This is a genomic window from Legionella taurinensis (assembly GCF_900452865.1).
Classification (GTDB): Bacteria; Pseudomonadota; Gammaproteobacteria; order Legionellales; family Legionellaceae; genus Legionella_C; species Legionella_C taurinensis.
The window spans coordinates 822284-848311 of record NZ_UGOZ01000001.1; the positions used below are offsets into that span (position 1 = coordinate 822284).

Consider the following 26028-nt stretch of genomic DNA (forward strand, 5'->3'; position numbering starts at 1 on the left):
ATTGGCTTTTTTAAATAAAAAAGCGCGATTTTTTGAGCAAAACAATCAGTTTTTTAGATTAAAGGGGCGCAATGGCTAAAATTACTCTGGAGCAGTGGCGGGTTTTGCAAGCCGTGGCGGATGAAGGGACCTTTGCAAAAGCAGGAGAAAAACTGCATAAAAGTCAATCAAGCATCAGTTACACCGTGGGTAAATTACAGGATATTCTCGGTATTCGCCTGTTTGATTTGCAGGGCCGAAAGGCTGTGCTTACCGAGCAGGGCCTGCATATTCTTAATTCGTCGCGGCAATTAACACGGGCTGCCAGGAATCTGGAGCAGAGCGTTCATCAGTTTAAATCCAACCATGAAAAAACCCTGCGTCTGGCTGTGGATGAAATTTTCCCACCCAATCGCTTATTGCAGGTTTTAAAAGCCTTTGGTCTTCAGAATACCCATACCCGTATTATTTTAAATCAAGGACTGTTATCCGGTCCCAGCGACGCGTTAGAGCAGGGTGAAGCCGAGATGGTTATAGTTTCTCGTATTCCTGAAGGTTACATGGGGGAGAAATTAATGGACATTAACTCCATTCCCTATGCCCACATTGACAGCCCCCTGCATCAAAAGAACATAGGCCTTGAGGAACTCTGCGAGGAACGATACATCATCGTTCAGGATTCGGGCCGACATAAAAAAAGGAATGAAGGCTGGTTAGGCTCTGAATTTCACTGGAAGGTCAGTTCCATGGAAATGAAAATTCAATGCGTGGCGCATGGCATTGGTTTTTCCTGGTTGCCTGAAGCGCTGGTCGAGGGTAGAAATTTACCCATCAAACCCCTGCGATTACCACAAGATAACGTGCGTACTTACCCACTGTATCTGGTGCATCACAATCCCCAGAACATGGGGCCTTCCGCACGCGTGCTGACGGACCTGTTCAGGCAGTACAGTCAATCGCCAGTACCGTAAATTCAATTGACAGTCGGCAGGGAATACAATAATTTTACCAGCCTGTTGCGGGAGTGCTGCACAAGGATATTTGAATGAAGCCGCTTTATGTTGATCCGGATATTAGAAAAGCGTCCACGTTGTCTTCGGACTTTTATACTTCAACCGACTGGTTTGAGCAAAGCAGGGAAAAAATTTTTGCGAGAACCTGGCAGTTTTGCCTGAGTTCGGAGGCTTTACGGCTTCCCGGTCAATTGGTTCCTCATACCCTGCTGCCTGGCTTGCTCGATGAGCCCTTGCTGTTTGTGCGCGATGAGCAGGATGCCCTGCACTGTCTGAGCAATGTCTGCACCCACCGCGGTAATCTTCTGGTTGAAGCCCCCTGCACTGTCATGCAGAAAATTAAATGTGCCTATCATGGCCGCCGTTTCAGTCTTTGTGGTGACATGCTGCACATGCCGGAATTTGAACAAACGGAGAATTTTCCTTCGGAGCGCGACAACCTGCCTGCCATTCCCTTTGATACTCTGGAGCCGTTTTTATTTGCCGCGCTGTCGCCTGCCGTGCCGTTTAAGGAGGTTTTTGCCGAAATTCGCGAGCGTTTATTCTGGCTGCCCATGGAAAACATGCGCCTGGATGCGCAGCGGTCCCGCGATTACTTAGTCAAGGCCCATTGGGCCCTTTACTGTGAAAATTACCTTGAAGCCCTGCATATTCCCTTTGTCCATCATGGTTTAAGGCAGGTCATTGACTGCACCACGTATACCACGGAAATTTACCGTTATTGCAATTTGCAATTGGCGCTGGCCGCCAATGGCGAAGCGAGTTTCAACTTACCGAAAGACGCGCAGGATTATGGCAAGGAGGTAGCGGCTTATTATTACTGGATATTCCCCAACACCATGCTCAATTTTTATCCCTGGGGATGCTCGGTGAATGTGGTCAAACCCATGACGCCTGATGTCACGAAAGTCTCGTTTCTAACCTTTGTGCTTGATGAGAGTCACTTGGGTAAAGGGGCAGGCGGGGAACTGGATGTTGTTGAGCGGGAAGACGAGGCCGTGGTGGAGGCTGTACAAAAAGGGATACGGTCCCGTTTTTATGATGGCGGGCGTTTTTCACCGACCAAAGAACAAGGGACTCATCATTTTCAACGGTTACTCTGTGAATTCCTGAATGACTAACTAAGGACAATGATGCAGGATGCGTCATCACAACCGGGTTTGCAGCGTCAGCTGAGTGCCCGCACCTTAAGCATGATTACTCTGGGCGGCTCCTTGGGCACCGGTATTTTTTTAGCCAGCGGCAATGCCTTGTCGCTGGCAGGCCCGGGCGGTACGTTGCTGGCTTACGTGATCATGGGCATTATGGTCTATTACCTGATGAGCGGTTTAGGGGAGCTGGCCGCCTACATGCCGAGTTCAGGGTCTTTTTATGTGTATGCCTCCCGTTTTATTGATCCTTCCCTCGGTTACGCGCTGGCCTGGAATTACTGGTTTAGCTGGCCCATTACCATTGCGTCTGAAATCGCAGCCTCCGCCTTGCTGATGAATTTCTGGTTTCCTGGTAGCCCGCCGCTGCTTTGGTGTGCCACTTTTTTGTTTTTGGTGATGGGTTTTAATGTGATTTCCACCAAAGCGTTCGGCCTGGCGGAATACTGGTTTTCGTTCATCAAAATCACGGTTATCATTTTGTTTATTGTGGTGGGTTTTGCCATGATTGCCGGCTTGACGGAATACCAGCCAGCCGGGTTTAAATACTGGTCTATCGGCGATGCACCGTTTCATGGTGGTTGGCTCGGGGTGTTAAGTGCGTTTGTTGCCGCTGGTTTTTCCTTTCAGGGGACGGAATTATTAGGCATCGCCGCAGGCGAGAGTGACAATCCGGGGGTTAATGTACCTCGTGCGGTCAGATTGGTATTCTGGCGGATTCTATTGTTCTTTGTGTTATCGATTTTAATTATCAGCCTGCTTATCCCTTATACAGCCAAACAATTGACGGTTTCGGATGTGTTGATGAGCCCCTTTACGTTTGTGTTTCAGCAAAGAGGCTTTACTTCGGCGGCGTTACTGATGAATGGTGTGGTGTTGATTGCCATTCTCTCCACAGCCAATTCCGGTTTGTATGTCTCAAGCCGTCTGCTCTGGTTTCTTGCCAGTGAAGGCCATGTACCCAGAGCCTTTGCTAAAGTCAATCGCCGCGGCGTACCCTTGCGGGCCCTGGCTTTGACCAGCAGCATTGCCTTGCTGGCGTTTTTATCTTCGCTCTATGGCAGCGGCAGGGTGTATTTCTGGTTACTGAATGCCGGCAGTCTGTCAGGATTTATCACCTGGATGGGTATTGCCGCGAGCCATTACCGCTTCCGAAAAGCCTATCTTCATCAGGGGAGGGATCCAAAGAAGCTGCCTTATCTCGCCAAAGGGTACCCGTATGGGCCTCTGTTTGCCTTCGGATTATGCCTATTGATCATTGGCAGTCAAAATTACAGGGCGTTTACCGGGCAGGCCATTGATTGGCAAGGGGTTATCATTTCCTACCTTGGCGTTCCCTTGTTTTTAGGTGTATGGCTTAGCCATAAATGGCTGAATCAAACCCGGCGTGTGACCTTGGCCGCCTGTCGTTTTGATTAAGAGGCGATTTGTCAATGACGGCTAAGCCAGGTAAAGTGGTTATTTTAGTATTGCATCAATGGATTGCTGCATGAATGGTGTTTATCAACCCTTCCTGTTTCTCTGCCTGCTGGCCTTTGCCATTTTTCCCCTGCAGGCCGGCGAGGTGCCGCTTTGCAGCGGGGAAAACCGCCTGTTGGCATTGGTGGACCGGCCTTCCGAAGCTTTAAGCGCTTGCATCGTCCCTGCCAGGTCATTACTCATTGAATCCGGCTATACTTACCAGCAAACCACACCCAATGGCTTCAGTCACAATGTCCCGCAGATGGAGTGGCGGTTCGGTTTGGGGCACCATACCGAGATTGATATTTTACCCCCGGCTTACAACTGGCAATCAACGCCCCGCCAGGTCGGCTACGGTGTTGTGACCGTGGGGGCTAAACGCATTGCCTATTATGACGACCATCAGTTGGTTACACTGCAGGCGGCTATTTCACCACCCTCAGGAGGTAACAATTTTGGTGGCCGTAAAAATGGCTGCATGGTGAATGGCATTTACAATTACAGTTTTGATTCCGGGTTTGGGATTGCGGCGCAAGTGGGTTTTGCTTCATTCGTGACTCAACCGGTGGATGGAAATCAACGCTATCTCAGCATGAATCCCCTGATTCTTGCAGGATGGCCATTGCAGGATAAAATGAACATGTACGTCGAAGCCTATGCCCAAAGCCGCACCGCACCTAATCAGGGTTGGGGCGTGAATGCCGATGCCGGCCTGGTTTTTCTGGTGGCAAAAAACATGACGGTCGATGTGGTTTACAACCAGCGCCTCCACGGCGCTTTAAACAGCCTGGAGCGTTCCTTTGGCGGTGGTCTGGTCATTGGCTTTTTCTAGTTGGCCCGGGCGTTTTCCAGGGGACCATGAATTAATTCATCGCCATCCTCTTTTTTTAATGAAATAAAAACAGCCACGGAGCACAAGGTTAATATCCCCAAGGCGATAAACGATTCATGAAAAGTTTTAAGGCTTAATAGGGTTTCGTTGTTACTGGCTGCAAAAATTCGCACCAAAACGGCAGCCACCGCCACCCCGAAACTTTGTGCGAGTTGCTGGGTCGTGCTCATGATGCTGGTGGCTGCACTGATGTCATCGGGGGCGAGATTGGCATACGCTAAGGAATTCATGCCCGTGTATTGCAATGAGATTAAAAAGCCGTAGGCGAAAGTCAGGGCGGTAATAAAGTAGAGGGACGTCTGTGCATTGACCAGGGCAAAGGAAAACAGTCCCAGCGCCACCAGGACGGTGTTGAGTATCAACAGTTTCTTGTAGCCAAAGAGTCTCAGAATAGCAAGCGACAACGGCTTAACCAGTAAAACCCCTAAGGCTATCGGCGCCAGAAGCAACCCTGAAAGCTCCGGTGAAAATCCAAGGCTAAGTTGAAAAAGCAGGGGAAGCAGAAAGGGAATGCCGCCAAAACCCAGGCGCGCCAGAAGATTCCCGGTGATGGAAACCCGAAAGGTGCGGAGGCGAAGCAGACTTACCTTAACCACGGGATGCGCTTTATTGCGCGAATGCCAACTATAAAATAACAGCAGTAACACTGCCATGGCGAGGGTCAACATCGAGTGCGAGTTTCTGGTATGGGATTCACTTAACGTGGACAGGCCAAAGGTCAGCGTGGCCAGTCCACTGCCGAACAGGATAAACCCGATCTTATCCAGGTTCGGTACCGGCCTTGGCGGCATTGACGGCAGCAATCTCCGGGCAAGCACTAAAGCCAGTACACCAATGGGTGCATTCACCCAGAATATCCAGCGCCAGGAAAAATGGCTGGTGATGAAGCCGCCAACAACCGGCCCAAGCATCATGCCTATCGCCGCCACCATCACCACAATGCTCATTTTGGCAACCAGTTCGTGGCGCTCACAGGTGCGGATAATAATTAGACGGCCGACGGGCATGGTCAATGAACCACCCAGGCCCTGCACAATGCGGGCTGCAATCAGTTCCGGCAGGCTTTGGGTAAAGCCACACCAGATGGAGCTTAACGTAAACACGGCAATGGCACACATGAAGACTTTTTTAACCCCGAATTTATCCGCAATCCAGCCGCTGATGGGGATGAAAATAGCCAGGCTGAGCAGGTAGCTTATCAATGCCAGTTTTAAATCGATGGGATAGACCTTAAGGCTTTTGGCCATCACTGGAATGGCGGTGTTAATGACCGTGGTGTCCACGGATTCCATGAACATGGCAAAGGACACCAGCACGAGGATAAGATTCTTTCGCATTATAACCAACCTAGCGGGCAATGACTGCCGCCGTCATTCGTGAAATGCAGGTCTGTTTGCCCTGCTCGTTGTAAATGGCAATCTGCCAAACCTGCGTCGTACGGCCCAGATGCACTGGCGAGGCGACAGCCGTGACCAGCCCTTCTTTCACGGAGCGAAGGTGGTTGGCGTTAATTTCCAGCCCCACGCAATAAAAGCGCTTGATATCAATCACGGCATTGGCTGCAGTACTGGCCACGGTTTCTGCCAGCACCACATTGGCGCCGCCATGGAGAATGCCGATGGGTTGCCGCGTACGATCATCAACGGGCATGGTGGCGGTCAGGTAATCATCGCCAATGTCGGTAAACTGAATGCCAAGTAGCTCAGACAGGGTGTTGTTTCCGCGGCGATTCAAATCGTCAACACCAAACTCGTTGTACCAGATGGCCATTTTCATCTCCACTTCTTTGTAAAATAAGCATAAACTCTAATACTACGCAAACCAGTAAGAAATTCCTATGACTAATCCATCGTGTATGCGCTGTTTTGTTGCAGGCAAAGTGCAGGGAGTATGGTATCGGGCCTCTGCCAAAGAGGAGGCATTCAGACTGGGTATTACCGGTTGGGCACGTAATCTGAAGGATGGGCGTGTAGAAATTTTTGCCTGTGGAGACGTGGATAAACTGGATCTGTTTTATGCCTGGATAAAAAAAGGCCCACGTTTAGCCCGTGTGGAAGAGCATAGCCGTGAAGATCTTCCCTGGCAGGATTATCAAGGATTTGACTCGTTTTAAGGTGATTGCTCATGAAACAATTTACACGTACTTTTCTGTTGGCTTTAGTCTGGTTTTCCCTGTTGGTGGTTCCGTATGCCATTACTTTCTACGTTTGTTACAGCGGTCTTTGTGGTGGGCCGGGCGTTGCGTCACATTATGTCTCCATCGTCGGCTATTACATTTGGCTTTACCCCTTGATTGTTTTCGCCAGCCTGTTTTATGCCCGTAGGCTGAATAAAGCATCACGTCCCGACCAATCGATTATGGTGCTGTTGATTCCTTTTCTCTGTTTACTGCCGCTTCTGTACGTGATTTATCATACGGGCAGCCAATTTGCCAACTACAACAGGTTGCAGGCCAATATGTATAATATTCAACCTGATGATTTTGTCTGTGCCCCGGAACAATTTGTCAGGCATCCCAAAAGCAATCCGTATCTCGATGACATTTTTTATTTTTTTGAGGGCAAGCGCAGTAATTACGGGGTGTCATGGAGTATTTATTCCTATCCAACACGAGACGCACTGGCGGCGGCATTAAAAGAAAAAGGGATTGATTTGGCACAGTGCAAAAATCCCAAAGGGCAGGGGGTATAAGACCCCCTGAGACTCTACACGCTTGTTGGCGATCGTGGAAAAATCACTCGAAATCCCGGCTCAAGAATTTGCCCGAGGGGATTTTGTGAGATCTCACTGTCAAACACACGTTGACGCAGCCGAAGTAATTGCTGAAAGCTGGCAGCAGCGCCCGATTCGGTGCGCAGCAGCTGCCGCACCGATTGGCGATATTGACGAATAACGGTCTGCCATTCACTGCTGTTGCTCATGGTGAGAAAGCGAGCGAGTTGCCTGCCTGCGCTCAGGTGTTCCGACCGAGTTAAAGTCTCAATAAATTCAACCTGCCAACCCGGCTTATTCTCTAATGGCAGACGGGTTAAAAGTTCACAGCGTGTTTTGGAAAACACAGGATGCTGATAGTCAATCATCAGGACTGCCTGAACGAAGTGCTTATCAATGATTTTATCCCGAAGCAGCTGGCGAATCGCCTGCTGGTCATTATAGCCCTTAACCGGGGTGAGCCAGGGATGATCAGCATCCTGCAAGGACGTTTCGGGAAAGTGCATATCCCATTGATTCAATAAAGAGGCATACACGGGGGTGGCTAATGATGACTTCACCTGACCCAGCAATGGATTGAGCCAGAATGCCGAAGGGATAGAGACCCGGGAATTTTTAAAACTGGATTCCAGATTAATTTCAGTGGTGCAGAAGAGGGGGCGAAGCTGTTCCTGTAAACTTAAGCGATTGATAAACGATCGCATTTTAGCGGATTGACGCAGTTTCTCCATTCCTTTTTTGACATCGTTTGCCAACAAATGGGCCTCGCTGATCTGAGACAGCAGCAAGGCGGTTTCCTCATCAAGCCGATTGGGTGCGAACTCCAAAGGCCGTGCGCTTGTCCACCAATCATTGTGAGGCGCTTTCATTTCCTTAAGAATAGGGCCCCCTGAATTGTGGCAGGCCGAGCAGCGCATACGCTGGCCGAAATGGGCTTCATCCGGGGGATTCTGACGATATAAAAAGCGGTTGTCGCGATAAGCATCTTTAGAATTTCCACGATAAAACCAGCGGGTTTGACCGCCATCAATCCCCCGTAATTCATAAAAATTATACAGCGCTTTGTCGTTATCCCAGGCAATAACTTCGATCATTAATTTGCCCGCTTCCGCTTGTTGATCAAGATAAATGAGGCCTTCTTTCTGATCGGTGAAATACCCAATAAAGAAATCACCGTGTGCGACTGACTTACCGTTCCGCATCGCACCGAAAATGGAGGTAAAGAAGCTGAAGCTTCCTTGTGACGGATTGTTGCGGCCACGGTTGGCAACCAGACTTATTTGCTGATTTAAGCCATTGTCACGCAACAGGGCAGTGAAAGCGGTAATTGTTTCAGGGCAAGAGGCACTCGATGACACCAGTGAAAATAAAGGATCCTGTTGGATGGGCAGGGTATCCTTCTTGAAGTAAATCGGGCAGTGGGCGTGGCTAAGGGAGACAATACACAGCAAGGGGAGTAAGTATTTCTTCATCTTTTTCAACGCCAGATAATAATAGGCGTAATGTATTGATTATTCGGTGGTTAGTAAAGTGGAGCATTTTTTATTTCAGTCTTAAAAAACGCATCCCAGGCTGTCTTATTTCTACTGGAAGGGCCCAGTTGAGCTATAATTACATGAGAGTAGTCGCTTTGCTGTACGATGATGGTTAAAGAACTGATTGAACAAGGGGCTATTTCTTTTTCTGTAAAAATTCAAGCTATAAATTACGCAGAAAACCATCGCATCCTTGACGACGAGGTGCCGCATGCTGTCCCCCTTTTTTTAACCCGCCTTACTCGGTTTGAACTCCTGACCTGCGAGGAATTGAATGGTTTTTTTGCTGAACTGGCGGCTATTGAAAAACCTGATTCGGCCATGCACGATCTCGTCATTGGGCTGGTTAAAGCCATGGCCGTGAATTATTACCTGTCCATTGAACCCGCCATGATGGCGTTGATTCAACGAATAGAAACGACAATACAGCAGGGCTTGCCTCTACCGGTTATGAACGAGGATGAATGGCAGCGCTACACCCCCCTGTTAAATTATCTGCTGCTAACCCGGGAGCCTCGTCTGCAACTGGTTAACACCACCCCGACCATGGATTTTCCCGGGCAAACGCCTTACGCTAATCAGATCATTCAGTATGATTTGGCTTTTGCTTTCAATGCGTTAGCGTTATGCCATGTTTTTTCAAGTCATGCCTCTTACCCTGATTGGGATTTGACGAAGCCGATTCTGCCGCCAGGCTTTAAAAAAACCACAAAAAGCATGACCAATGCGAACGAGTATTTTCCTTATAAAAAAATGTTCAAAATGCACGAAGGCCGCGTGGGCGATACCTTCTTTTATGCAACCAATGGCAAGAAGATCCTCTGTACTCAGCTCCAAAGCCGACGCCACTTTAAACCCGATGAAGGGAACAATCTGTCGTCTCACTCCTAATCGGACAGCGCATCTTGCAAACGTAAATGATAATCATTATCATTTAATTTTATCCTGATTCTTTGCCTTGATGTTGAAAAAACGTGCCTTGGGTGGCTTGTTTATCTTGTCCAGCTCAGCTGCCGCCTTGCCTCATCCTTTTGAAAATGAGCGATTCTCCTACCAGGGGCATGTGTTTTTTAATGTCAGTGATTCCGCGCTGGCAGGAGAACGTTATTTACTCAATCAACAATTATCCAATGTAAAGTTTGAGTCCGATTGGGCTTTCTGGGAAAAAAGCCAGATCAAAGGCTTGTTGATTTACAACACCCTGCCCACGCCAGTCACCCCTGAATTGTATTTTGAGCAACTTTACCTGGGTTTGCACGAGCCCGCTATGGCTTCGGTTTACGTCGATGCCGGCAGAAAATGGCTGCCTTTCGGCAGTTATAAAAATGACCTGATTTACAAGCCTTTGACTAAGGCCATGGGCCAGACGAATGAAGACACCTTAGTCATGGCTTTTGATAACCGCCTTTATGGCAGTGTGTCCCTGTTTTCTCCTCATTCACGGGTTCGTTCCTCAACGCTTGATTATTATTACAATCTCAATACGGGTTGGCACAATGAGTATTACGATGTGGGGTTCAGTTATCTCTATTCATTCGCTGAGAGCCAATTGTTTCAATACAACAAGGGATTTGGAGGTTACCTGTTTTCCACTATCAATAGCCATGTGCCGGGAGGAGCGGCTTATGTGAATTGGCATTATCGCGGCTATTCAACCTACCTGACCTTCGTTTCGGCTTTGCGGCGCTTTGATAGCAATGAACTTGCCTACCAGAACCAAGGGGCAGCACCCAAGGCCTTGAGCGTGCAAAGCGGGTATGAGTTCCAGGTAAGGACTGTTCCAGTCAAAGTCAGTGTTTTTTATGATCAATCCTTTCAGGCGCTGGCCTTGCAATTGCCCGAAAAACGAGCCGGAGTCGGTCTGGCTTTGTTTCCAACGCCTTACCTCACCCTGCAGTTGCAATATTTTAAAGACTTGAATTACAAACAGTCCGTCATGGCTTCAGGCCTTGATCGGCCGGTCAGAGGCTACCGTGGCAATCGGGATACCTTCGCCTTACAGGCCATTGTGACTTTTTAAATGGATGACGCGTGGTTCCCCCGCCTGCGCGGGGGAGGTGAAGACCGGGATGACAGATAAAGCCGGGCAGATGAAGCGGATGCTTATACGCGGCATTGAGTGGTCATGACGCCCACTTGCGCAAAGGCCGTTTTAAAGGTTTTCAAATCCAGTTTCAAATCGTTAGCGGCATACAAAACACCGCAAGCCCCGTTTTTGAAATCAGTTGTTGGCGTCCAATAACGGGTGTTGGCGACGACCATGGCATGGTAGGCTTTTTTGATGCCGATTTTCTGCGATAACAGATAAAACGCTTTGTTGAACACGCCGCTGGCTGTATGCACAATGAAGCTTTGCTGATCCTGTGGATCCGAGATGCGTGATTTGGCAAAAGCCACCAGTTCAGGGTAACTGATTGCGCAATAGCTGCCGCTGCTGCGGGCAATTGTCTTATCAAGACAATCCGCAGAACTGCCATCCGAAGAGGGATAATCCATAAAACGCAGCGCTTTACCAAAAGAATCCTTCACGACGGTCTCACCAATGCCCCAGGTCACTGCCGTGGGATTTAAATTGGTTTTGCTGAAAAGCAAGGGATTTTTTTCTAACAGGTAAGCGCGGGTCGCCTGACCGCCCATATCCGATAAGGATTCATTGAGCGCTCCGGGTTGATCATGGTATTCAAGGCCGGCGTGTTGCTCGGTAAAGCCATGGGTAACCTCATGCCCTGCGACATCAAGCGAAACCAAGGGATAAAAATCGGTGCCATCGCCAAACGACATGGCCTGACCATCCCAGAAGGCATTGTCATACCCGTCACCGAAATGGACGCGCATCACGAGAGGTATCGCCTTGCCTTTGGTGTTTTGCAACGCATTGACCCCGTACCAGTCTTTGTACATGTCAATGATGGTGTGACCGAAATAATAAGCGTCATCCGTTGGCGAATAGGCGCCGTTCACGGTTTCTTCGATGTTGGCATTGCAGGGATATTGATGGGGAGTCATGATTTTGTCGTCCCAATCCCACTTGGAATTTAAATTAACCAACCGCACTTTCGAATCATCCATGATGCACGTGTCGCCGCGCTGAGTCACTTCCAATGCCGGCAGGCCGTCTTTACCGTACCAGTACTCATGAACTTTTTCATTCCCTCCAGGGCCGCTATCACCGTAGGTTTTGACATCGTTCCATTGACTCAAAACAGTGCCGGATTGGGCGTCAATGACGAAGGTCGGCTGCGCCGGCTTGTTGCTCTCGACAGTTTTAAAGGCAACCAGATAAACCAGACGGGGCGTATTGGGTTCTTCCATACGGATTTGCAATTCACTGCGAACGGGGTGGAGTTCACTGGTATGGGTGGTTTGATAGTCTTTTTTCGCGACAGCAATAGCCTGATTGGCACTGAGTGCGGGTTGCGTGTTTAAGTCTAATTCGTTAATCAACTGGCCGTTCACTTCGCCCTCGGCAGTGGCCGCTAGCGCGGCGGTGGTGGACTTGGCAACCATGACCTGGGCGCCAATCACCGGGATTCCTTTGTAGAGCTGTTGAAAACGGGTAATGGTTTTGTTGTTTTCTCGTGTTTGACTGATCTGTTGCAAGGCATTTTCTTGCGGCGCAATCTTTTTAGCTGCAGCGAGATGGGCTTGAGGCTGGATGAGGGAAAACGAGTTTAAACTGGAAAGCGGGGCCTGATAAAGGTCTACGGCGTTACTCGCCATTAACACAGGGGAGGCAGTGCCAAGCGACAAAACGGCTATTTTTTTTAACATATCTAAATCCAAATCAATAGTTAACGCGGTCATCATGGCATAAGGATGACCATGATGCAATAATGTTTGTCAGTCTACTCTGTGGAATAATGTTTACTGCCGGAAGACAAAAGCTTGTTGGTGTAAGCAATGGCTAACGCGGAGACCAGCAGGGTAAGGTGAATGAGAACCTGCCACATAACCTTGTCGTTGGCCATCCTCGAGGGATCGATGAATGTACGCAATAAATGAATGGATGAAATGCCGATTAACGCCAGGGCCAGTTTAATTTTCATAGCTCCTGCGTCAAGGTGATCCAGCCATTCCGGCTGATCAGGATGGGCATCCAGATCAAGACGCGAGATGAAGGTTTCATAACCGCCCATGACCACCATGATGAGCAGGTTGGCAATCATGACCACGTCAATCAGGCTTAATACGCCGAGCATGATTTGATTGTCATCCACACCATTTAAATGGCTGATCAGATGGTAAAGCTCAGCAATAAAACGGTAGACATACGTGGCTAAAATAACAATGAGGCCAAGATACAGGGGCGCCTGAAGCCAGCGGCTCATAAAAATAAAGCGGCCCACGGCTTTCTTCAATGTGTTCATAAGGACAATACCCATAGTAACTGATAAGGCCGTTATAGTACTGCCTTTAAACGGGGATTGACCAGTTTTTTAGTTAAAAATTAGAGCAGATACCGAATAACTGCTATCTTTTTATAAACAGGCCGTGAAGTGAAGATCATGCACCAGATTACCCTGACCTATGATGAATCCATGGTTCGCAAAGCCATTTTCCGCTTTTGGAAAAGAACGGTTGGCCTGGTCTACCCGATTGCTCTGGTCATAATGACCCTGGTTTTTTTTATTCTGCTTTATCAGGGCAACCGTTCCTGGTGGATCGGGGCGTTGGGGGCGGCGCTCCTTCTCAGTTTTTTAATGATTTTAACGCTCTACCTGGTGCATTTTCGTAATGCCTGGCATAAATTCAGGGAAATGGGCTCGCCCGTGGCGTCATTTATTGCGTCAGAAAACAGCGCAACAATCTCTTCCAGCGCCGGCAGCAGCACCTTTCCCTGGTCAGCCATTAAAGACGTGTGGCGTTATGATGACCTGTGGTTGCTCTTTTTTTCAAAGAGTCAATTCATTACGTTTCCAAGTGCGCAGGTCAGCGAAGACGTACAGCGCTACATCCTTCACCACATTCAACAGGCGGGCGGCCGCATTGATTAAGCGCGGGGCAGGTGCCTGGCAATATCCCGGGTTAGCCGGGTCAGGTTATTGTTCATGCTGATGACCATGGTATTGGGGTTCACCACAGACAGCTTTTCCGTGTAGGCTACCTTGTATTTTTTAAAGGGTTCTTCGCCTTTATAAATGACATATTCCGCCTGTAAAATGCTTTGCCCCTGAGCGGTCACCTTGTATTGGGAAATATCGACCTGCAATTGATAGTTGGGTTTGTATTTAATATCCCAGGGCGCCAGTTCAACAAGGGCGCCAGATAAAAAAGTGGACAGATTGGTTTTAATGACCCGCTTCACATTGCCCCGGACCTCTTCTGCCCATTGAGAATCTTCCTGTAATTCACTGAGATTGGGTGTGTAATAAATACTTAATTGCGGTTTATCGAGGTAGTCCGGTACGCTGACCCGTTCAATCCCCAGCCTGACATGAATGTATTGATTGCTTTGAATCACCGGTGCTGAAACCGGATTCAGTACATAATAGGACGGATCTTTACTGCGCGAACAGGCGGTAAGAATCAGACTTGCACTGAGGAGTAATCCTACGGCGCGCCTCATGATTTACCCCGCAGCAGGGATTCCGGGTGGCGGGAAAGGAAATCGCTTAAGTTGCGGACGGAATAAGCGGCCTTGGCTACTTCCCTCATGCTTTCATTAAAGTAGACAAAGGTACCCGGCATGCGTTCGGAGATGGCAATGGCTAATTTATCAATACTGGCCGCCATGTCTTTAATGGCGACAATGGTGTCTTTGAATTCTTTGGAGCGAATTAAATTGCTGATGTCGCGTAAGGTTTTCCGTGCCGCGCGCAGGGTATCATTGGCTGTCATGTCGTCTTCGTTAGACGTTTCGGTTGGGAACATGGAATAGCCGTGGAAGGTTCGAATCAATGGGGTTGTTCTTTGTTTGTTTTCGGAAGGCACCAACTCGATGCTGGCTGTGCCGGTGAGAATATTGGGTGCGGTAATTGTCGCCACGATGCCGTTATCAATCAGAATTTGAATGGGGTTGTCTTTCTGGACGAAGGATTTTTCGACGAAAAACTCAACATAGACTGGAATGGCCACATTGGATTTTGATTTATTCGCAGTCAACTCGATGCGTTTGACTTCACCGATTTTAACGCCGCGGTAGGTGATGGGGGAGGTCACATTCAAGCCGTTTAAGGAGCCTTTGAAAAACATGGTATAGGTCTCAACTTTACCATGCATGTATTCTTTGTACATAAAAACCAGACTCAGCGCGGCAAGCACGATCGCGCCAAAAATAAATACACCAATTCCTATGTAGATGCGTTCCTGACGTTCCCTGGGCATTCTATTCCTTACCGGTGGCTATGAGAGATATAATTTCAATATGACGCTGACAATAATTAACCAAAACAACCCGCGTGTAATGATGCGTGACACCGCTTTCCTCGTAGGCAATATTCGATTGGCCACATCATAATAATAATAACCTGCGGTGAAACTGGCAATGGTTGCATAGAGGATAGTCTTGCAGAGCGAATTCAGTAAATCAGCCAGAGTAATGACATCGCCTAAACGGATTAAATACTCATTGATATCCGCCTTGAGGTAATAATAGAAGGTTAAGTAAATGCTGGTTAAAAATCCTAACGAGACATAGGTATACAGCAGCAGAGCCGTGACATTGAATCCGGCGACAAGAGGAATGATGTTTTCAAGCAACACTTTTTGCGGATCTTCATGAAGGCTTGGGTGATAAAAATCAATGAGGTTTAAACCGCACTGAGTACACAGAACAAAGCCAATGGTTAGCGGGGCGAAATCATGAATGACGGTATTCTGGGCAATCAGCATGCCTTGATGCTGAAGGTTATACGAGGCGAGCATGTAATGAATACTGACGGCGAGGGAGGTGCCCATCAACATGCTGACAAACAGCAGGGGGATTACCACCCAGGTTCCGGCTCGCAAGGTGGCAATAAAGGATTCGCGCCAGGCGATGGCGTTCCAGTTACACAGCAGGCTATAAAAAAAATGACCAAAAAACACAAAGAAGAAAACGGTGGATTGCAATAAGGCACCTGCTTTTTCGCCCGTGCGTTGAAATAGAATCAATGCCATAGAACCCCTTGATTATCCTTAATCCGCAAACTAACACACCCATAGTACACGTGAGTGCTTGATTATTCAAAGGAACATCCAAACCCTTTCCGGAAGGAGCAGGGACAGACGACGTCATCGGTTGGAGTTAAAACCGGTTTGCCTAGCGATAGGAGCCTATGGTCAACGGGAGCGGCAATTTTTCTGGTTCCTTTTTTTCCTCCTCGGGCTTAAAAAAGGCATTGTCCTTGACCGCGGTCAAGGTGAACAGGAATTTACTTCGGGTGGAGACGCTGTTTACGCCGAGCGCGCCCTTAGACTGTATTTCGTTGGGTGAAACAAGTTCAATGTCCCGGTTATGAATGGCCTCGCAGACGGCGGCTTTTTTTTCCACAATGGTGGTGAGGCATTTTTTTTGGTATTTAGAGTAATCATCGGCCTTTATTGATTGATAATAATGGTAGCCTAAATAGAGACTGATGAAACCCGCGATGCCAATCCCAATGAGAAAACCGGCCGGTCCAATCGTCAATCCCGCGACGGCGGCCGCTTCAAACGCGGTTAAAACTGCATTGACCCCGAGAAAATAAGTACCGAATAAGGTCGTGCAGATTAACGCGGTGGTATTTACCGCGTCGCGGACAAGCAGGGCACGGTTTTTGTTGATGTACTCAGGGATTCGTCGTGTCTTTACAGCCAAGCCGTTTCGTTCAAGCAGAAGATCGGCTGTTTTGTTTTTTAACGCATAGAGACAGCAATATTTTTGATTTTTAAGTTCGTCTCGATGCAACTCTTTGTAATTGGCATAAATAAACAGTCCGCCCATTAAGAGAGAGAGCAAGGCCATAATGCTCGTACTTATCAATAGGGAAAGAACCCCCAGGGTCACGACGCCAATAACGCTCCATAATAAGATCAGAGGGTAGCTTGAGGAATCGGTCAGGGGGAGGGATATGGCCTGCAGCAGTTTATTCTTACGACGCATTTTCGGAGCGATTCTGTGCCCGTAGGCAATCAGGGCATCGACGGTTCCCTCGTCCAGAAACTCGTACAGGTCATTTAACCTGTTCGAATTTAATAGTTGCCGCAACTCACTGTTATTTAATTGATTTAATTCCGACATGGTTATCAATTAACCATCAAGGTCATGTAAGAGGCTTTGCCATTATTCAGTATTTGACTGGTCATTTCAATAGATAAAGAGGGACGGGGAACCGCCTGGCGCGGTTCCCTTCTGATTTATTGGAGTGCTGGGGTTGCACTGAAAGCAGCTTCTTCGTCTGCCTCCTCTTGCTCTGCCTCCTCTTCCTCTGCACTGACATAACTGCGGCCCATGATTTGGCAGGCGCGTTCTTTATCTTTTTCTTTAAGATAAGCTGCAATGGCTTCAACCGGATTTTTATAGACATCGTCTTCCTGGGAGTCATCCGCCGGCAAGGTGTTTATGGATTCCATAGGGCATTCGCTTTCAATTTTCCAATTGTCCACCATGGCCATGTAGAGGCTGTTCAGCAGGACTTCGCCCTGCCTGAGTTGGTCAAGCAAGGCGACCTCATACTGATTTCTGGGAATAGAGAACAAATGGCGCATATACCCTTTCCAGCCAGGAAGCTCGGTCAGTGCTTCTTTGGGGACTGGGTTGGAAAATGCCTGATAGCTGGAACGGATAAGCGCAATGAGCGCCGTGCGGTAAGATTCATAGGAAGCCGGTAATTCGGCATTGATAAATAACCACTCCAGTCGTTGAAGCCGCTTACAAAGTGTTCTGATTCGAGGTAAATGTTCCTCAGGCAGCGTTACTCGCCGTAAGGTATCTTCCGAGAGGGCCTCAATTTCCTGAGGAGGGAGAGTCCAGCGTAATTTCACCGCAGGATCGGCGCCGTCACGAAAATGGACGAGTGTCCCATCCGACTTCACATGGGTTTTCAAAGGCCCTTCACTGTGGAGTGCAAGGGGCTCCATAATACCGCTGTAGCGTGGGACTGCGGGGTGTTTGCCATTTTCCGTCAGCCGGGCAATCTGGCTGGCCGTCAGTACTCCCTCCAGCAGGCGTATTGCCTGAGATTTGCAGGTATGAGACTGGCTTAACGAAGGTCCTGACCAGGTCAGCGAGGGATTGATTTCAAAGGGTTTTAAACGCGGCTCGCGGCCTTCATTGCTGGCGCGGATTTTTTCAGTTTCATAAATTAAGGCGGACCATTTTTCGTAGGCATAGACTCGCTTTTTATCGGCGGCCTTCAATTTAAAAAATTGGGCAGTTTCCTCAATGGTGTCTTCCTGCTCCTGTATCATTTGTTTGCATTTGCCCTGCAACGCCTGGAACTGTTCCATCGTTAATTCAAACGTAACGCCGTGCATGCCGGAACCAAAATCCATAAAGCGGGTTTCTTCCGGACGAAGCATGCCGTGATTGCCGTTCAGATCGACATCAAATCCCACAAGCAGTTTGAGTTTAGCGGTCCAGGTATGGCGTGTGGTTGTGGGGACGCCGTAAAATCCGTAAGTATTGACCACCTCTATGGGCGCCTGATTGCCTTGCATCTCATCCCATTGAGACAAAATAAAGGCGCTATGCCATAAAGGATTGCTGGTTTCTGTATCGAAGGCACAATAAGTCACTAAATATTTCATACATCATCCTTAATTAGTTGTGGAGCCCGATCGTGGACGGAGCTTAATCGATGACTTTAAACCGCAAAAGTTACCCCCATCGATTACAATATCATTGAACCTTATTTTTTGACAATGCTGGTTATTTGATCAGAGTTAGCAGTTAGTTTCCCTGTCAGGGGCAAAAGATAAAGCAGCAGGGGAATTTCAAGGTAGGCATGAAAAAGAGCAGCGATGCCGTAGAATGTTCTGGTGACTGAAAAGGCGTAGAAGAAAAAGGCGCTGAATACTACAAAAATGGCCAGTACCGGTAAATGAATAGGCAAGGTCATGCCCGCATGGTTTGGAAGCACCCGAAGCACAAAGTAATAATGAATCATTTGTAGATAAACGGCTGCCGCAAACCAGGCAATGGTCAGGGTGTTGTAAGACGCATTCAGGATGTAATGGGACAAGAACTGGTGGATTTCCTGATGAGAAAACACAGGCGCATCGACTGTCAGATAAAGGGCTAAGAGAAAAACAACGCAAGGATTGACAATAAAAAGGATCCAGGCTCGCGATGACGCTTTTTGCACTGACAGAAAGCCCCAGGGGGTCAGGTTATGTAAAAAGGCGAGGGTAACTAAAAGCAGGGCCGCATTGAAAATCAGCAGGCTTGTGAACACAGCCAGAACGAGGCTGGTCAGCCAGTTGGTGCTGTAATAAAGGCACAGAAATAACAGAGAGAATAAACAAAGAAGTTCAAAAAGCGTCATCCCGGGAAGAGGGTGTATCAGATGAAAGATTTTCACAATGACCAGGAAAGAGAGTATGCTTACCACGAGAATCATAAAAGATGCCGGTAACTGCGTGGCGATGTGTTTGCGGATATAAACCAGTTCGTAATAGACGTGAGGCGCCCCCAGTAAACTGAGGGATAGCAAGTAGGAGCTAAAAGGAAAAATGGATGCTGACAGCATAAACATGACCACCACACTGCTCGTGACCATACTGTGTGAGTTGGCTGCTTTTTTACTGATTATCAAACGCTTAGTCCCCAAAAAAGAATTCTGGCTATGGATAGCTTTTATTATAGGATTAAACTGCGTCACCAATCCATTGGCCCAGATCGCCTTTCATTATTTGGAGCAGACAACGCATGCACCGAACCTGAGCTGGCTTGTTACCGAGACGGCTGTCATTCTGGTAGAAGCCCTGCTGATTCGCATTGCCATGTTAAAGCCGTTGAAATCGGGCCTCGGTTATTCCCTGATCTTAAACGGCAGTTCAATTATTGTCGGAGAACTATTGTGCTGGTTAAAATTATTGCCTGCCTGTGCCTGATACTGACTTCTGTTACAGTGGCTTACGCTGATCTCATTGAACCCTCCATTAATGTGAACTTCGTGGAAGGGTACTTTGGTGGCTTCGGAAAATTATCGCTGTCGGCGGTTGTTTTCGGCATTGCCGTGATTGTATTGGTTGCCGGCTACATGCGTAGAAAAAGGTAGCCACAACCGGTGATGTCACCTCCCTCATTGCTCCTGATGACTTTTCTCCAAGTGTTGTGATTGGTGGACAAGCGCCCGTTTTTTGCTGGCTTCACCGTTATGCTGTATACGGCGTCTCGTCGGCTCAAAATGTGACAGACTGCCAGGGCGTCCATTGGCTTTCGCAGGTGGCTGCTTCAGCGTTGTCGGTTTGTTGAAATCGAATAAAGGCTTCTCGCCTGGCGGTATCAAAAACCACGGTGTAATAAGTCGCACTGGGATCACGGAGGTAGTGGGGATCGGTGCCGCAGTAATGCACCGTTGCACCGGGAAAGGCCTGTAGGGTATTGAGTTCTTTTTCCATGATGCCCTTGAGTGTCTCTGCGGAGCTGTTCTGTCGCGTCCGGGCCAACGCCGTTAGATGAAGGTAACGCTCAGCTGAAAAACTGGGTGTCTGCTGGCCGTGGTCATGACCCAGGTACAGCGGCCAATTCAATAACCGGAACGTGTTAGCAACCACTAGAAAATCCTTGTTATTGTCCAGTTCCGGTTCAACAGTCTCTGCTTCGCCGGGTTTCCGTGAACGAATTTTAAACACATCCTCAGGGAGTTGATCAAGGGGATAATGCCCCTGGACTTCATTATACGGCGAGGCTTCGAAGGACATCAGATCATTTTCCTTTGGACCGGCAATATTCACCAGATAGCCAAAGTCTGGCGCCGTGTGACGGACCCAGTTCGACAATTGATCAAACTGGCTGGTTTTAAACATTTGAATCAACATCTGACCAAAATAAGAGCGTCTTTGAAACACCTTGTACTCATTGCCAACACTGGCCCCGGCATTAATGGCCATAAAATAACCCTGGTCGTTCATAAACGTGGCGGCGGAAATCAGGCCCGGTTGTCCAATGCTCATGACGCGATGGGGGTAAAGCGCTTTGTTCTGGTGTTCAAAAAGAATAACCTGGGGGTAGCGGGTGGTCATGGCCAGATAGTCCCTGGGGTAATCAAAATTACGCCCCGCCATGACAGCGTCATCCTTTAAACCCAGAAAAGAGCAGGAATCAACAGAGGGACCGTGCTTAAATTCTTTAGCGAAGAGAGTCAGTAAAATGCTCTGATCAAGAAAAATAAAATCATCAATGCTCAGGCCATGGGTTTTGGCAAAATCGCTGTTGGCCTCGCCCTGTAGAAATTCATAAAGTTCAGGCGGGTAACGCAGGCGGGCTTGTTTAAGCCAATGCTTCACCAGGCGTGCGAATTTCTGTTTTTTAACCGGATCATCGGGGTAAAGACTCTGAATGGATAAGGCTTTTTGCGCGATCAGCTTCTCTGCTGTTTTTTCGGCATATTGTTTACCCATGTCATAAAAAGTACCGTGAAGTTCAAGGCGCTGCAAACTCGTTTGGGCATACAGGTTCAGACAGGCGATAAGGCAAAGCCAGATTGTGAAAATCCTTTTCATTGGTTTCATCCAAAAGACAATGGCGGCATTATAACGAAACAGCGCAACGCTCGGGAGAGGTATAATCTACTTCTATAATTAAAGAAAAAGCAACAGGGATAGCCTTGATGAAACGGATTGTGGTTTGCTGCGACGGCACCTGGAATTTACCCGATGCCGTGTTTAATGGACTGCCGTTGAAAACCAACGTCACCAAAGTCGCTGAAGCCGTATTGTATGAATACAAAGGCATTCAGCAGATGATGTTCTATGACACGGGTATAGGCACGCAGGGCAACAGGTTCATCCGGGTTTACGATGGCTTGACCGGCTACCGTTTATCGGAAAACATGCTGAAGGCCTATCGTTTTCTGGTGCAGAATTATGATGACGGCGACGAATTGTTTTTATTCGGTTTCAGCCGCGGTGCATTCACGGTGCGGACCTTAGCCGGCATGATTCGCAATTGCGGCATTTTACGGCGTAATCAGATCGATAAAATGGATCAGGGCTTTAAGCTTTACAGTGCCCGTACCTTGTCGTCTCATCCCCGCCTGGTGGAATCAACCCTGTTTCGCCGTTCCTATGCGGTCAGGGATCGGACGCCGATTAAATTCATCGGGGTCTGGGACACGGTGGGTGCACTGGGCAATCCCTTGTTGCTTAATGGCATTTTAGCGCCGCGCTACCGTTTTCACGATTATAAATTAAGCAGCATGGTGGATCATGCTTACCATGCGGTGGCCATTAATGAACAGCGGCGTCATTTTCAGCCGGCTTTGTGGGAAAAAGATAAAAGCGATACCCGCCAAACCATGGAACAGGTGTGGTTTGTGGGTGTCCATTCCGATGTTGGCGGCGGCTACAGCGCAACCGGTCTATCGGATATTGCGCTTCACTGGATGGCAGACAAGGCAAGGCATGCGGGTCTCGGGCTGTCTGATCTCCCCATTAAGCCTGATTTGATGCAGCCCTGTGCCAACTCGCGTACCGGCCTGTATCGGCTTATCCCGCCCTACTCCCGGCCAATCGACCAGGCGGCGGGGGAAGGCAAGGAAACCTGTGAAATGCTTCATCCGTCCGTTTTGCAGCGTTACAAGTCCGATCCGGACTATCGGCCGGACAATTTACTGCAATACCTGCAAAAAAACCCGCAATTGTTAAATTAATATTGTTTTATCTCCCTTACAAAAATATCATGGAATTCCATGAGTAAAGGAGGACGGGATGATGGACAGGGTAAAGGGATTTGCAGGGCCGCTGCTGGCCGGTCTCAGTTTGTTTTTATTGTTGCCGCTGACCCATGCTAATCCGCTGGATTATTACGTCCAGCGTGACCGCACACCGTCATTGCCTCTGGCTGAGAAAAAAATTCATGAAGGCCGTTTCCAGCAATGGATTGATCACCATCAGCATGATCTGGGTACATTTGCCCAACGTTATTATATAGATGAACGCTTCGCTGCAGGAAAAGACGCCCCTGTTTTTTTCTACATTTGCGGTGAGGGGGCCTGTGAAAAACGCCATTTACAGGGGGCCATACGGCATTTTGCTCAACAGTTTCATGCCCGGCTGGTGGCTTTGGAGCACCGTTATTACGGCGAAAGCCATCCTTTTGCCACGCTGTCCACCGCACACCTCCGGTATTTATCCACCGAAGCTGCGTTGGATGACCTGGCCAATTTCCAGCAACGCCTGAGCAAAGAGCGGCAATGGACAGGCCGCTGGATCGCGTTTGGCGGTTCCTATCCCGGTTCGCTGGCGGCCTATTATCGTTTGAAATACCCCGAGCTGGTAGCCGGCGCCCTGGCGTCCTCAGCACCGGTGATGGCTAAAAGTGATTTCATTGAATACGATGCCCATGTGACGGAGGTTGCCGGTTCTGATTGCGCAGGCAGAATGCGGGAGGCGGTACGTGACATCGAAGCGTCCTTCACAGACCCGACGCGTCTGCAGGAAATCAAGCAGCTTTTTAGCGCCGAAGCGATTCAAGAGAATGTCGATTTTATCTACGTGGTCGCCGATTTGGGTGCCATGGCGGTACAATACGGCATGCGCGATTTTTTCTGTGAACAGTTGGCCTCGCCTGAAAAAACGGTTTTAGAGAACTACGCGGCATTTGCCCAGGCGATTTTTAACCATTATGGCATCACCGCCGTGGAACTCAGCGCCCAGGGCGCGATCAGTGAGAATCCGGCTGACTATAATAAAGCGTTTGGCCTGCGTGCCTGGCTTTATCAATCCTGCACCGAGTACGGTTACTGGCAGAATGCTCATCCCAATCCGGACAAGTCAACACGATCCAGGCTGATTAATGACGAATACCATCAAATGCTCTGTCAACGGTTGTTTGGTCTGACGCAGCCGGCCAACACGGAGCGGATGAACACCGCCTTTTATTTTCCCTTGATCGAAAGCGGCATTGATAACATTCACTTCACCAATGGCGAACAGGATCCCTGGTCCCTGTTGTCTTTAGCTGAACGCAACAACAATACCGGCAATCCCGGGTTGACTTACAGCATGATTCCTGGCGCGTCGCATTGTGACGATTTGGCCGCGCCGAGTGAGGACGATTCAGACGCCCTGATTCAGACACGTGAACGGACAACGTTATTGCTGCAACGCTGGCTGACGGCTTAAGTTTAGACGAACAGGGGTTGCCAGGATGGCGTTATACGCTTTAATCCAGGGACGCTGAGCTTGTGGCTCAGGACACTTATTACATGGAGAGAATAAATGGCAAAGGTACTTTGCGTTTTGTATGATGATCCCGTCACCGGCTACCCTGAGCACTATGCCCGTGAGGGTATTCCCCGCATCAGCCATTACCCTGGCGGCCAGTCCTTACCCAATCCGGAACGAATTGATTTTAGACCAGGGCAATTGCTGGGTAGTGTCTCAGGCGAGTTGGGTTTGCGTACTTTTCTTGAAAGCCAGGGCCATATTTTGATTGTCACGTCGGATAAAGACGGCCCTCATTCCCGTTTTGAACAGGAATTGCCGGAGGCCGACATCGTTATCTCCCAACCGTTCTGGCCAGCTTACCTGACGTCAGAGCGTTTGGCCAAGGCCGGGAAATTAAAGTTAGCAATAACAGCCGGCATTGGGTCTGATCATGTGGATTTGAGTGCGGCCATGGCCCATGGTATCACGGTGGCTGAAGTGACCTACTCCAACAGCATCAGCGTGGCGGAACATGTGGTGATGATGATCCTGGCGTTAGTTCGCCATTATATCCCCTCCTATCAGCAGGTGATAGACGGCGGATGGAATATTGCTGACTGTGTGACACGCTCTTATGATCTCGAAGGCATGGCAGTCGGTTCATTGGGTGCTGGCCGTATTGGTCTCGCCGCCATGCGTCGTTTAAAACCGTTTGATGTGACGCTGCACTATACCGATTATCACCGCTTGCCTGAGGCGGTAGAACAAGAATTGGGCCTTGTTTACCACCCCAATGTGCAATCCATGCTGCCGCACTGTGACGTGGTGACGATCAATGTGCCCCTGCATCCTGAAACAGAACATCTGTTTGACGATGAACTGCTGGCTCAAATGAAAAAAGGGGCGTACCTGATTAACACGGCACGAGGAAAGATTTGTGATCCGGATGCCATTGTTCGCGCCTGCAAATCAGGACAGCTTGCCGGCTATGCGGGGGATGTCTGGTTTCCTCAGCCTGCACCGCAGAACCACCCCTGGCGTTTCATGCCTCATCATGGGATGACGCCCCATATTTCCGGCACGTCCCTGTCTGCTCAGGCAAGGTATGCGGCAGGAACCCGTGAAATTCTGGAGTGCTGGTTGGCGGGACGTCCGATCCGTGACGAGTACCTGGTGGTGAATCAGGGACGTTTGGCCGGGGTCGGCGCTCATTCCTACACCGCGGGTAAAGTGTCTGTGGGCGCGGAATAGAGGGGGGTCTTGTCATCCCTGGCAACGAAGTCAGGGAGCCGTTGCATTAAGTTGTTTCCCGCTTATCGTCAAACCACGGCAGTCAGCTATACTATAGGATTGATTAAAAGGTCTTGCTTTAAGCCGATTGCGGCTTATCGACCCAATGAATTCAGATTGCTTATGGTGTGGGAAAAATTAACCCGTGATTTCTATAACCGCGACACGGTGGAGGTGGCTCAATCCCTGTTGGGCCACTACCTCATTCACCGGGTTGGGGATGAAGAACGTGTCGGCAAAATCGTCGAGGTAGAGGCTTACCTCGGTCAACGGGATTTGGCCGCCCATTCCTCCCGCGGCATCACGCCGCGCACGCGTGTGATGTTTGGTCCTCCCGGGTATGCTTATGTTTACCTCATCTATGGCATGTACCATTGTGTCAATGTGGTGACTGAACCTGAAGGGCAGGGCACGGCGGTGCTGCTGCGAGCGCTTGAACCCATTCACAACATTGCCAGCCGCACCCAGGGGCCTGGCCTGCTTTGCCGCGCCATGGGAATCGACAGGCAGTTGAATGCCCATGACTTGTTGAGCGACAACTTTTTTGTCGCTAAAAATCCTGCAGTTGATCCCTTTTCTATTATCAGGACCCCTCGCATTGGCGTGGATTACGCGAAAGAATGGGCAAAAGAGGAATTGCGTTTCTACATTAAAGACAACCCTTTTGTTTCCCGGCGTAAATAACGCTGACAAACAGCAATTCCTTGGTTATGCTAATCATTTGA

The 26028-nt window shown here is 48.9% G+C and carries 27 protein-coding genes; 15 read left to right on the plus strand and 12 right to left on the minus strand.

The annotated features are described in order from the left end of the window. The first annotated feature begins 71 nt into the window (after positions 1-71). The 4 genes from DYE45_RS03870 to DYE45_RS03885 all read left to right on the plus strand — a co-directional run bounded on the left by DYE45_RS03870 (position 72) and on the right by DYE45_RS03885 (position 4433). Entirely contained in the window at positions 72-950 is an 879-nt protein-coding gene (locus tag DYE45_RS03870; protein ID WP_108294061.1) for a LysR family transcriptional regulator, read from the plus strand. Between the two features lie 74 nt (positions 951-1024). Further along, positions 1025-2113: an SRPBCC family protein gene (locus DYE45_RS03875; RefSeq protein WP_108294063.1), complete on the plus strand. Its 1089-nt coding sequence runs from the start codon at positions 1025-1027 to the stop codon at positions 2111-2113. Positions 2114-2122: 9 nt separating this feature from the next. Beyond that, a complete protein-coding gene (locus DYE45_RS03880) occupies positions 2123-3559 on the plus strand; it encodes an amino acid permease (protein ID WP_242602700.1) in 1437 nt (478 codons plus the stop codon). A 70-nt stretch (positions 3560-3629) separates the two neighbouring features. Then, entirely contained in the window at positions 3630-4433 is an 804-nt protein-coding gene (locus tag DYE45_RS03885; protein WP_160160672.1) for a transporter family protein, read from the plus strand. Here DYE45_RS03885 and DYE45_RS03890 read toward each other — a convergent pair. Together DYE45_RS03890 and DYE45_RS03895 are read right to left on the minus strand one after the other, a co-directional pair. Beyond that, positions 4430-5830, minus strand: a complete 1401-nt coding sequence (locus DYE45_RS03890) for a DHA2 family efflux MFS transporter permease subunit (protein WP_115300489.1) — start codon at positions 5828-5830, stop codon at positions 4430-4432. The genes DYE45_RS03885 and DYE45_RS03890 overlap by 4 nt on opposite strands. 10 nt (positions 5831-5840) lie before the next feature. Then, positions 5841-6263, minus strand: coding sequence for a hotdog fold thioesterase (locus DYE45_RS03895; RefSeq protein ID WP_108294121.1), 423 nt, complete (start codon positions 6261-6263; stop codon positions 5841-5843). Between the two features lie 67 nt (positions 6264-6330). Here DYE45_RS03895 and DYE45_RS03900 point away from each other — a divergent pair, with 67 nt between their 5' ends. After that, positions 6331-6606 carry an acylphosphatase gene (locus DYE45_RS03900; protein ID WP_108294071.1) on the plus strand — a complete coding sequence of 92 codons (276 nt, stop codon included), beginning with the start codon at positions 6331-6333 and terminating at the stop codon, positions 6604-6606. 11 nt (positions 6607-6617) lie between these two features. Continuing rightward, a complete protein-coding gene (locus DYE45_RS03905; protein WP_108294073.1) occupies positions 6618-7184 on the plus strand; it encodes a hypothetical protein in 567 nt (188 codons plus the stop codon). A 14-nt stretch (positions 7185-7198) separates the two neighbouring features. On the opposite strand, the gene DYE45_RS03910 is transcribed toward DYE45_RS03905, so the two are convergent. After that, positions 7199-8677, minus strand: coding sequence for a hypothetical protein (locus DYE45_RS03910; protein WP_115300490.1), 1479 nt, complete (start codon positions 8675-8677; stop codon positions 7199-7201). A 168-nt stretch (positions 8678-8845) separates the two neighbouring features. On the opposite strand from DYE45_RS03910, the gene DYE45_RS03915 reads away from it, so the two are divergent. After that, entirely contained in the window at positions 8846-9631 is a 786-nt protein-coding gene (locus DYE45_RS03915) for a hypothetical protein (protein WP_108294077.1), read from the plus strand. A 70-nt stretch (positions 9632-9701) separates the two neighbouring features. Then, entirely contained in the window at positions 9702-10760 is a 1059-nt protein-coding gene (locus DYE45_RS03920) for an LbtU family siderophore porin (RefSeq protein WP_108294079.1), read from the plus strand. Between the two features lie 83 nt (positions 10761-10843). Here the strand turns inward: DYE45_RS03920 and DYE45_RS03925 are convergent, their stop codons facing one another. Together DYE45_RS03925 and DYE45_RS03930 are read right to left on the minus strand one after the other, a co-directional pair. Continuing rightward, the gene (locus DYE45_RS03925; RefSeq protein WP_108294123.1) at positions 10844-12511 is read right to left on the minus strand and encodes a M4 family metallopeptidase; all 1668 of its coding nucleotides are present in this window, start codon (positions 12509-12511) and stop codon (positions 10844-10846) included. A 74-nt stretch (positions 12512-12585) separates the two neighbouring features. After that, positions 12586-13107: a TIGR00645 family protein gene (locus DYE45_RS03930; protein WP_108294125.1), complete on the minus strand. Its 522-nt coding sequence runs from the start codon at positions 13105-13107 to the stop codon at positions 12586-12588. Between the two features lie 138 nt (positions 13108-13245). On the opposite strand from DYE45_RS03930, the gene DYE45_RS03935 reads away from it, so the two are divergent. Beyond that, positions 13246-13734: a YcxB family protein gene (locus DYE45_RS03935; RefSeq protein WP_108294081.1), complete on the plus strand. Its 489-nt coding sequence runs from the start codon at positions 13246-13248 to the stop codon at positions 13732-13734. Here DYE45_RS03935 and DYE45_RS03940 read toward each other — a convergent pair. The 6 genes from DYE45_RS03940 to DYE45_RS03965 all read right to left on the minus strand — a co-directional run bounded on the left by DYE45_RS03940 (position 13731) and on the right by DYE45_RS03965 (position 19353). Then, a complete protein-coding gene (locus tag DYE45_RS03940; protein WP_108294083.1) occupies positions 13731-14306 on the minus strand; it encodes a PqiC family protein in 576 nt (191 codons plus the stop codon). The two genes, DYE45_RS03935 and DYE45_RS03940, sit on opposite strands and share 4 nt — an antisense overlap. Then, positions 14303-15064, minus strand: coding sequence for an MlaD family protein (locus DYE45_RS03945; RefSeq protein ID WP_242602699.1), 762 nt, complete (start codon positions 15062-15064; stop codon positions 14303-14305). Before DYE45_RS03945 ends, DYE45_RS03940 begins: the two co-directional genes overlap by 4 nt. An 18-nt stretch (positions 15065-15082) precedes the next feature. Continuing rightward, a complete protein-coding gene (locus DYE45_RS03950; RefSeq protein WP_203456177.1) occupies positions 15083-15838 on the minus strand; it encodes an ABC transporter permease in 756 nt (251 codons plus the stop codon). 142 nt (positions 15839-15980) lie between these two features. Then, complete coding sequence (locus DYE45_RS03955) at positions 15981-16940, minus strand: hypothetical protein (RefSeq protein ID WP_115300491.1); 960 nt, start codon at positions 16938-16940, stop codon at positions 15981-15983. Between the two features lie 116 nt (positions 16941-17056). After that, complete coding sequence (locus DYE45_RS03960; protein WP_108294087.1) at positions 17057-18448, minus strand: hypothetical protein; 1392 nt, start codon at positions 18446-18448, stop codon at positions 17057-17059. Between the two features lie 101 nt (positions 18449-18549). Beyond that, a complete protein-coding gene (locus tag DYE45_RS03965) occupies positions 18550-19353 on the minus strand; it encodes a hypothetical protein (RefSeq protein WP_147286225.1) in 804 nt (267 codons plus the stop codon). Positions 19354-19372: 19 nt separating this feature from the next. Here DYE45_RS03965 and DYE45_RS03970 point away from each other — a divergent pair, with 19 nt between their 5' ends. Both DYE45_RS03970 and DYE45_RS14575 read left to right on the plus strand, forming a co-directional pair. Then, positions 19373-19753, plus strand: coding sequence for a hypothetical protein (locus DYE45_RS03970; RefSeq protein WP_136627729.1), 381 nt, complete (start codon positions 19373-19375; stop codon positions 19751-19753). After that, the gene (locus DYE45_RS14575; RefSeq protein ID WP_108294093.1) at positions 19720-19920 is read left to right on the plus strand and encodes a hypothetical protein; all 201 of its coding nucleotides are present in this window, start codon (positions 19720-19722) and stop codon (positions 19918-19920) included. Before DYE45_RS03970 ends, DYE45_RS14575 begins: the two co-directional genes overlap by 34 nt. Before the next feature lie 124 nt (positions 19921-20044). Here DYE45_RS14575 and DYE45_RS03975 read toward each other — a convergent pair whose 3' ends face one another. Continuing rightward, positions 20045-21367 (minus strand): C45 family peptidase, encoded by a 1323-nt coding sequence (locus tag DYE45_RS03975; RefSeq protein ID WP_108294095.1) that lies wholly within the window; start codon positions 21365-21367, stop codon positions 20045-20047. A 107-nt stretch (positions 21368-21474) separates the two neighbouring features. On the opposite strand from DYE45_RS03975, the gene DYE45_RS03980 reads away from it, so the two are divergent. The 4 genes from DYE45_RS03980 to DYE45_RS03995 all read left to right on the plus strand — a co-directional run bounded on the left by DYE45_RS03980 (position 21475) and on the right by DYE45_RS03995 (position 25987). After that, positions 21475-22515, plus strand: coding sequence for a T6SS phospholipase effector Tle1-like catalytic domain-containing protein (locus DYE45_RS03980; protein ID WP_207393867.1), 1041 nt, complete (start codon positions 21475-21477; stop codon positions 22513-22515). A gap of 58 nt (positions 22516-22573) precedes the next feature. Beyond that, positions 22574-23989, plus strand: a complete 1416-nt coding sequence (locus tag DYE45_RS03985; protein ID WP_242602698.1) for a S28 family serine protease — start codon at positions 22574-22576, stop codon at positions 23987-23989. Positions 23990-24085: 96 nt separating this feature from the next. Next, on the plus strand, positions 24086-25264 hold the full coding sequence (locus DYE45_RS03990; RefSeq protein WP_115300493.1) for an NAD-dependent formate dehydrogenase: 1179 nt from the start codon (positions 24086-24088) through the stop codon (positions 25262-25264). 162 nt (positions 25265-25426) lie between these two features. Beyond that, on the plus strand, positions 25427-25987 hold the full coding sequence (locus DYE45_RS03995) for a DNA-3-methyladenine glycosylase (protein ID WP_108294101.1): 561 nt from the start codon (positions 25427-25429) through the stop codon (positions 25985-25987). Positions 25988-26028: the final 41 nt, after the last annotated feature.

Excerpts from the sequence above, each read along its gene's own strand:
- DYE45_RS03915 (WP_108294077.1), top strand. The coding sequence starts at position 8,846 with ATGATGGTTAAAGAACTGATTGAACAAGGGGCTATTTCTTTTTCTGTA.
- DYE45_RS03945 (WP_242602699.1), bottom strand. The coding sequence starts at position 15,064 with ATGCCCAGGGAACGTCAGGAACGCATCTACATAGGAATTGGTGTATTT.
- DYE45_RS03980 (WP_207393867.1), top strand. The coding sequence starts at position 21,475 with ATGAAACGGATTGTGGTTTGCTGCGACGGCACCTGGAATTTACCCGAT.
- DYE45_RS03885 (WP_160160672.1), top strand. The coding sequence starts at position 3,630 with ATGAATGGTGTTTATCAACCCTTCCTGTTTCTCTGCCTGCTGGCCTTT.
- DYE45_RS03905 (WP_108294073.1), top strand. The coding sequence starts at position 6,618 with ATGAAACAATTTACACGTACTTTTCTGTTGGCTTTAGTCTGGTTTTCC.
- DYE45_RS03880 (WP_242602700.1), top strand. The coding sequence starts at position 2,123 with ATGATGCAGGATGCGTCATCACAACCGGGTTTGCAGCGTCAGCTGAGT.
- DYE45_RS03940 (WP_108294083.1), bottom strand. The coding sequence starts at position 14,306 with ATGAGGCGCGCCGTAGGATTACTCCTCAGTGCAAGTCTGATTCTTACC.
- DYE45_RS03870 (WP_108294061.1), top strand. The coding sequence starts at position 72 with ATGGCTAAAATTACTCTGGAGCAGTGGCGGGTTTTGCAAGCCGTGGCG.
- DYE45_RS03895 (WP_108294121.1), bottom strand. The coding sequence starts at position 6,263 with ATGGCCATCTGGTACAACGAGTTTGGTGTTGACGATTTGAATCGCCGC.
- DYE45_RS03960 (WP_108294087.1), bottom strand. The coding sequence starts at position 18,448 with ATGAAATATTTAGTGACTTATTGTGCCTTCGATACAGAAACCAGCAAT.
- DYE45_RS03900 (WP_108294071.1), top strand. The coding sequence starts at position 6,331 with ATGACTAATCCATCGTGTATGCGCTGTTTTGTTGCAGGCAAAGTGCAG.
- DYE45_RS03930 (WP_108294125.1), bottom strand. The coding sequence starts at position 13,107 with ATGAACACATTGAAGAAAGCCGTGGGCCGCTTTATTTTTATGAGCCGC.
- DYE45_RS03925 (WP_108294123.1), bottom strand. The coding sequence starts at position 12,511 with ATGTTAAAAAAAATAGCCGTTTTGTCGCTTGGCACTGCCTCCCCTGTG.
- DYE45_RS03950 (WP_203456177.1), bottom strand. The coding sequence starts at position 15,838 with ATGGCATTGATTCTATTTCAACGCACGGGCGAAAAAGCAGGTGCCTTA.
- DYE45_RS03985 (WP_242602698.1), top strand. The coding sequence starts at position 22,574 with ATGATGGACAGGGTAAAGGGATTTGCAGGGCCGCTGCTGGCCGGTCTC.
- DYE45_RS03955 (WP_115300491.1), bottom strand. The coding sequence starts at position 16,940 with ATGTCGGAATTAAATCAATTAAATAACAGTGAGTTGCGGCAACTATTA.
- DYE45_RS03890 (WP_115300489.1), bottom strand. The coding sequence starts at position 5,830 with ATGCGAAAGAATCTTATCCTCGTGCTGGTGTCCTTTGCCATGTTCATG.
- DYE45_RS03935 (WP_108294081.1), top strand. The coding sequence starts at position 13,246 with ATGCACCAGATTACCCTGACCTATGATGAATCCATGGTTCGCAAAGCC.
- DYE45_RS03970 (WP_136627729.1), top strand. The coding sequence starts at position 19,373 with ATGGATGCTGACAGCATAAACATGACCACCACACTGCTCGTGACCATA.
- DYE45_RS03910 (WP_115300490.1), bottom strand. The coding sequence starts at position 8,677 with ATGAAGAAATACTTACTCCCCTTGCTGTGTATTGTCTCCCTTAGCCAC.
- DYE45_RS03975 (WP_108294095.1), bottom strand. The coding sequence starts at position 21,367 with ATGAAAAGGATTTTCACAATCTGGCTTTGCCTTATCGCCTGTCTGAAC.
- DYE45_RS03995 (WP_108294101.1), top strand. The coding sequence starts at position 25,427 with ATGGTGTGGGAAAAATTAACCCGTGATTTCTATAACCGCGACACGGTG.
- DYE45_RS03920 (WP_108294079.1), top strand. The coding sequence starts at position 9,702 with ATGTTGAAAAAACGTGCCTTGGGTGGCTTGTTTATCTTGTCCAGCTCA.
- DYE45_RS03990 (WP_115300493.1), top strand. The coding sequence starts at position 24,086 with ATGGCAAAGGTACTTTGCGTTTTGTATGATGATCCCGTCACCGGCTAC.
- DYE45_RS03875 (WP_108294063.1), top strand. The coding sequence starts at position 1,025 with ATGAAGCCGCTTTATGTTGATCCGGATATTAGAAAAGCGTCCACGTTG.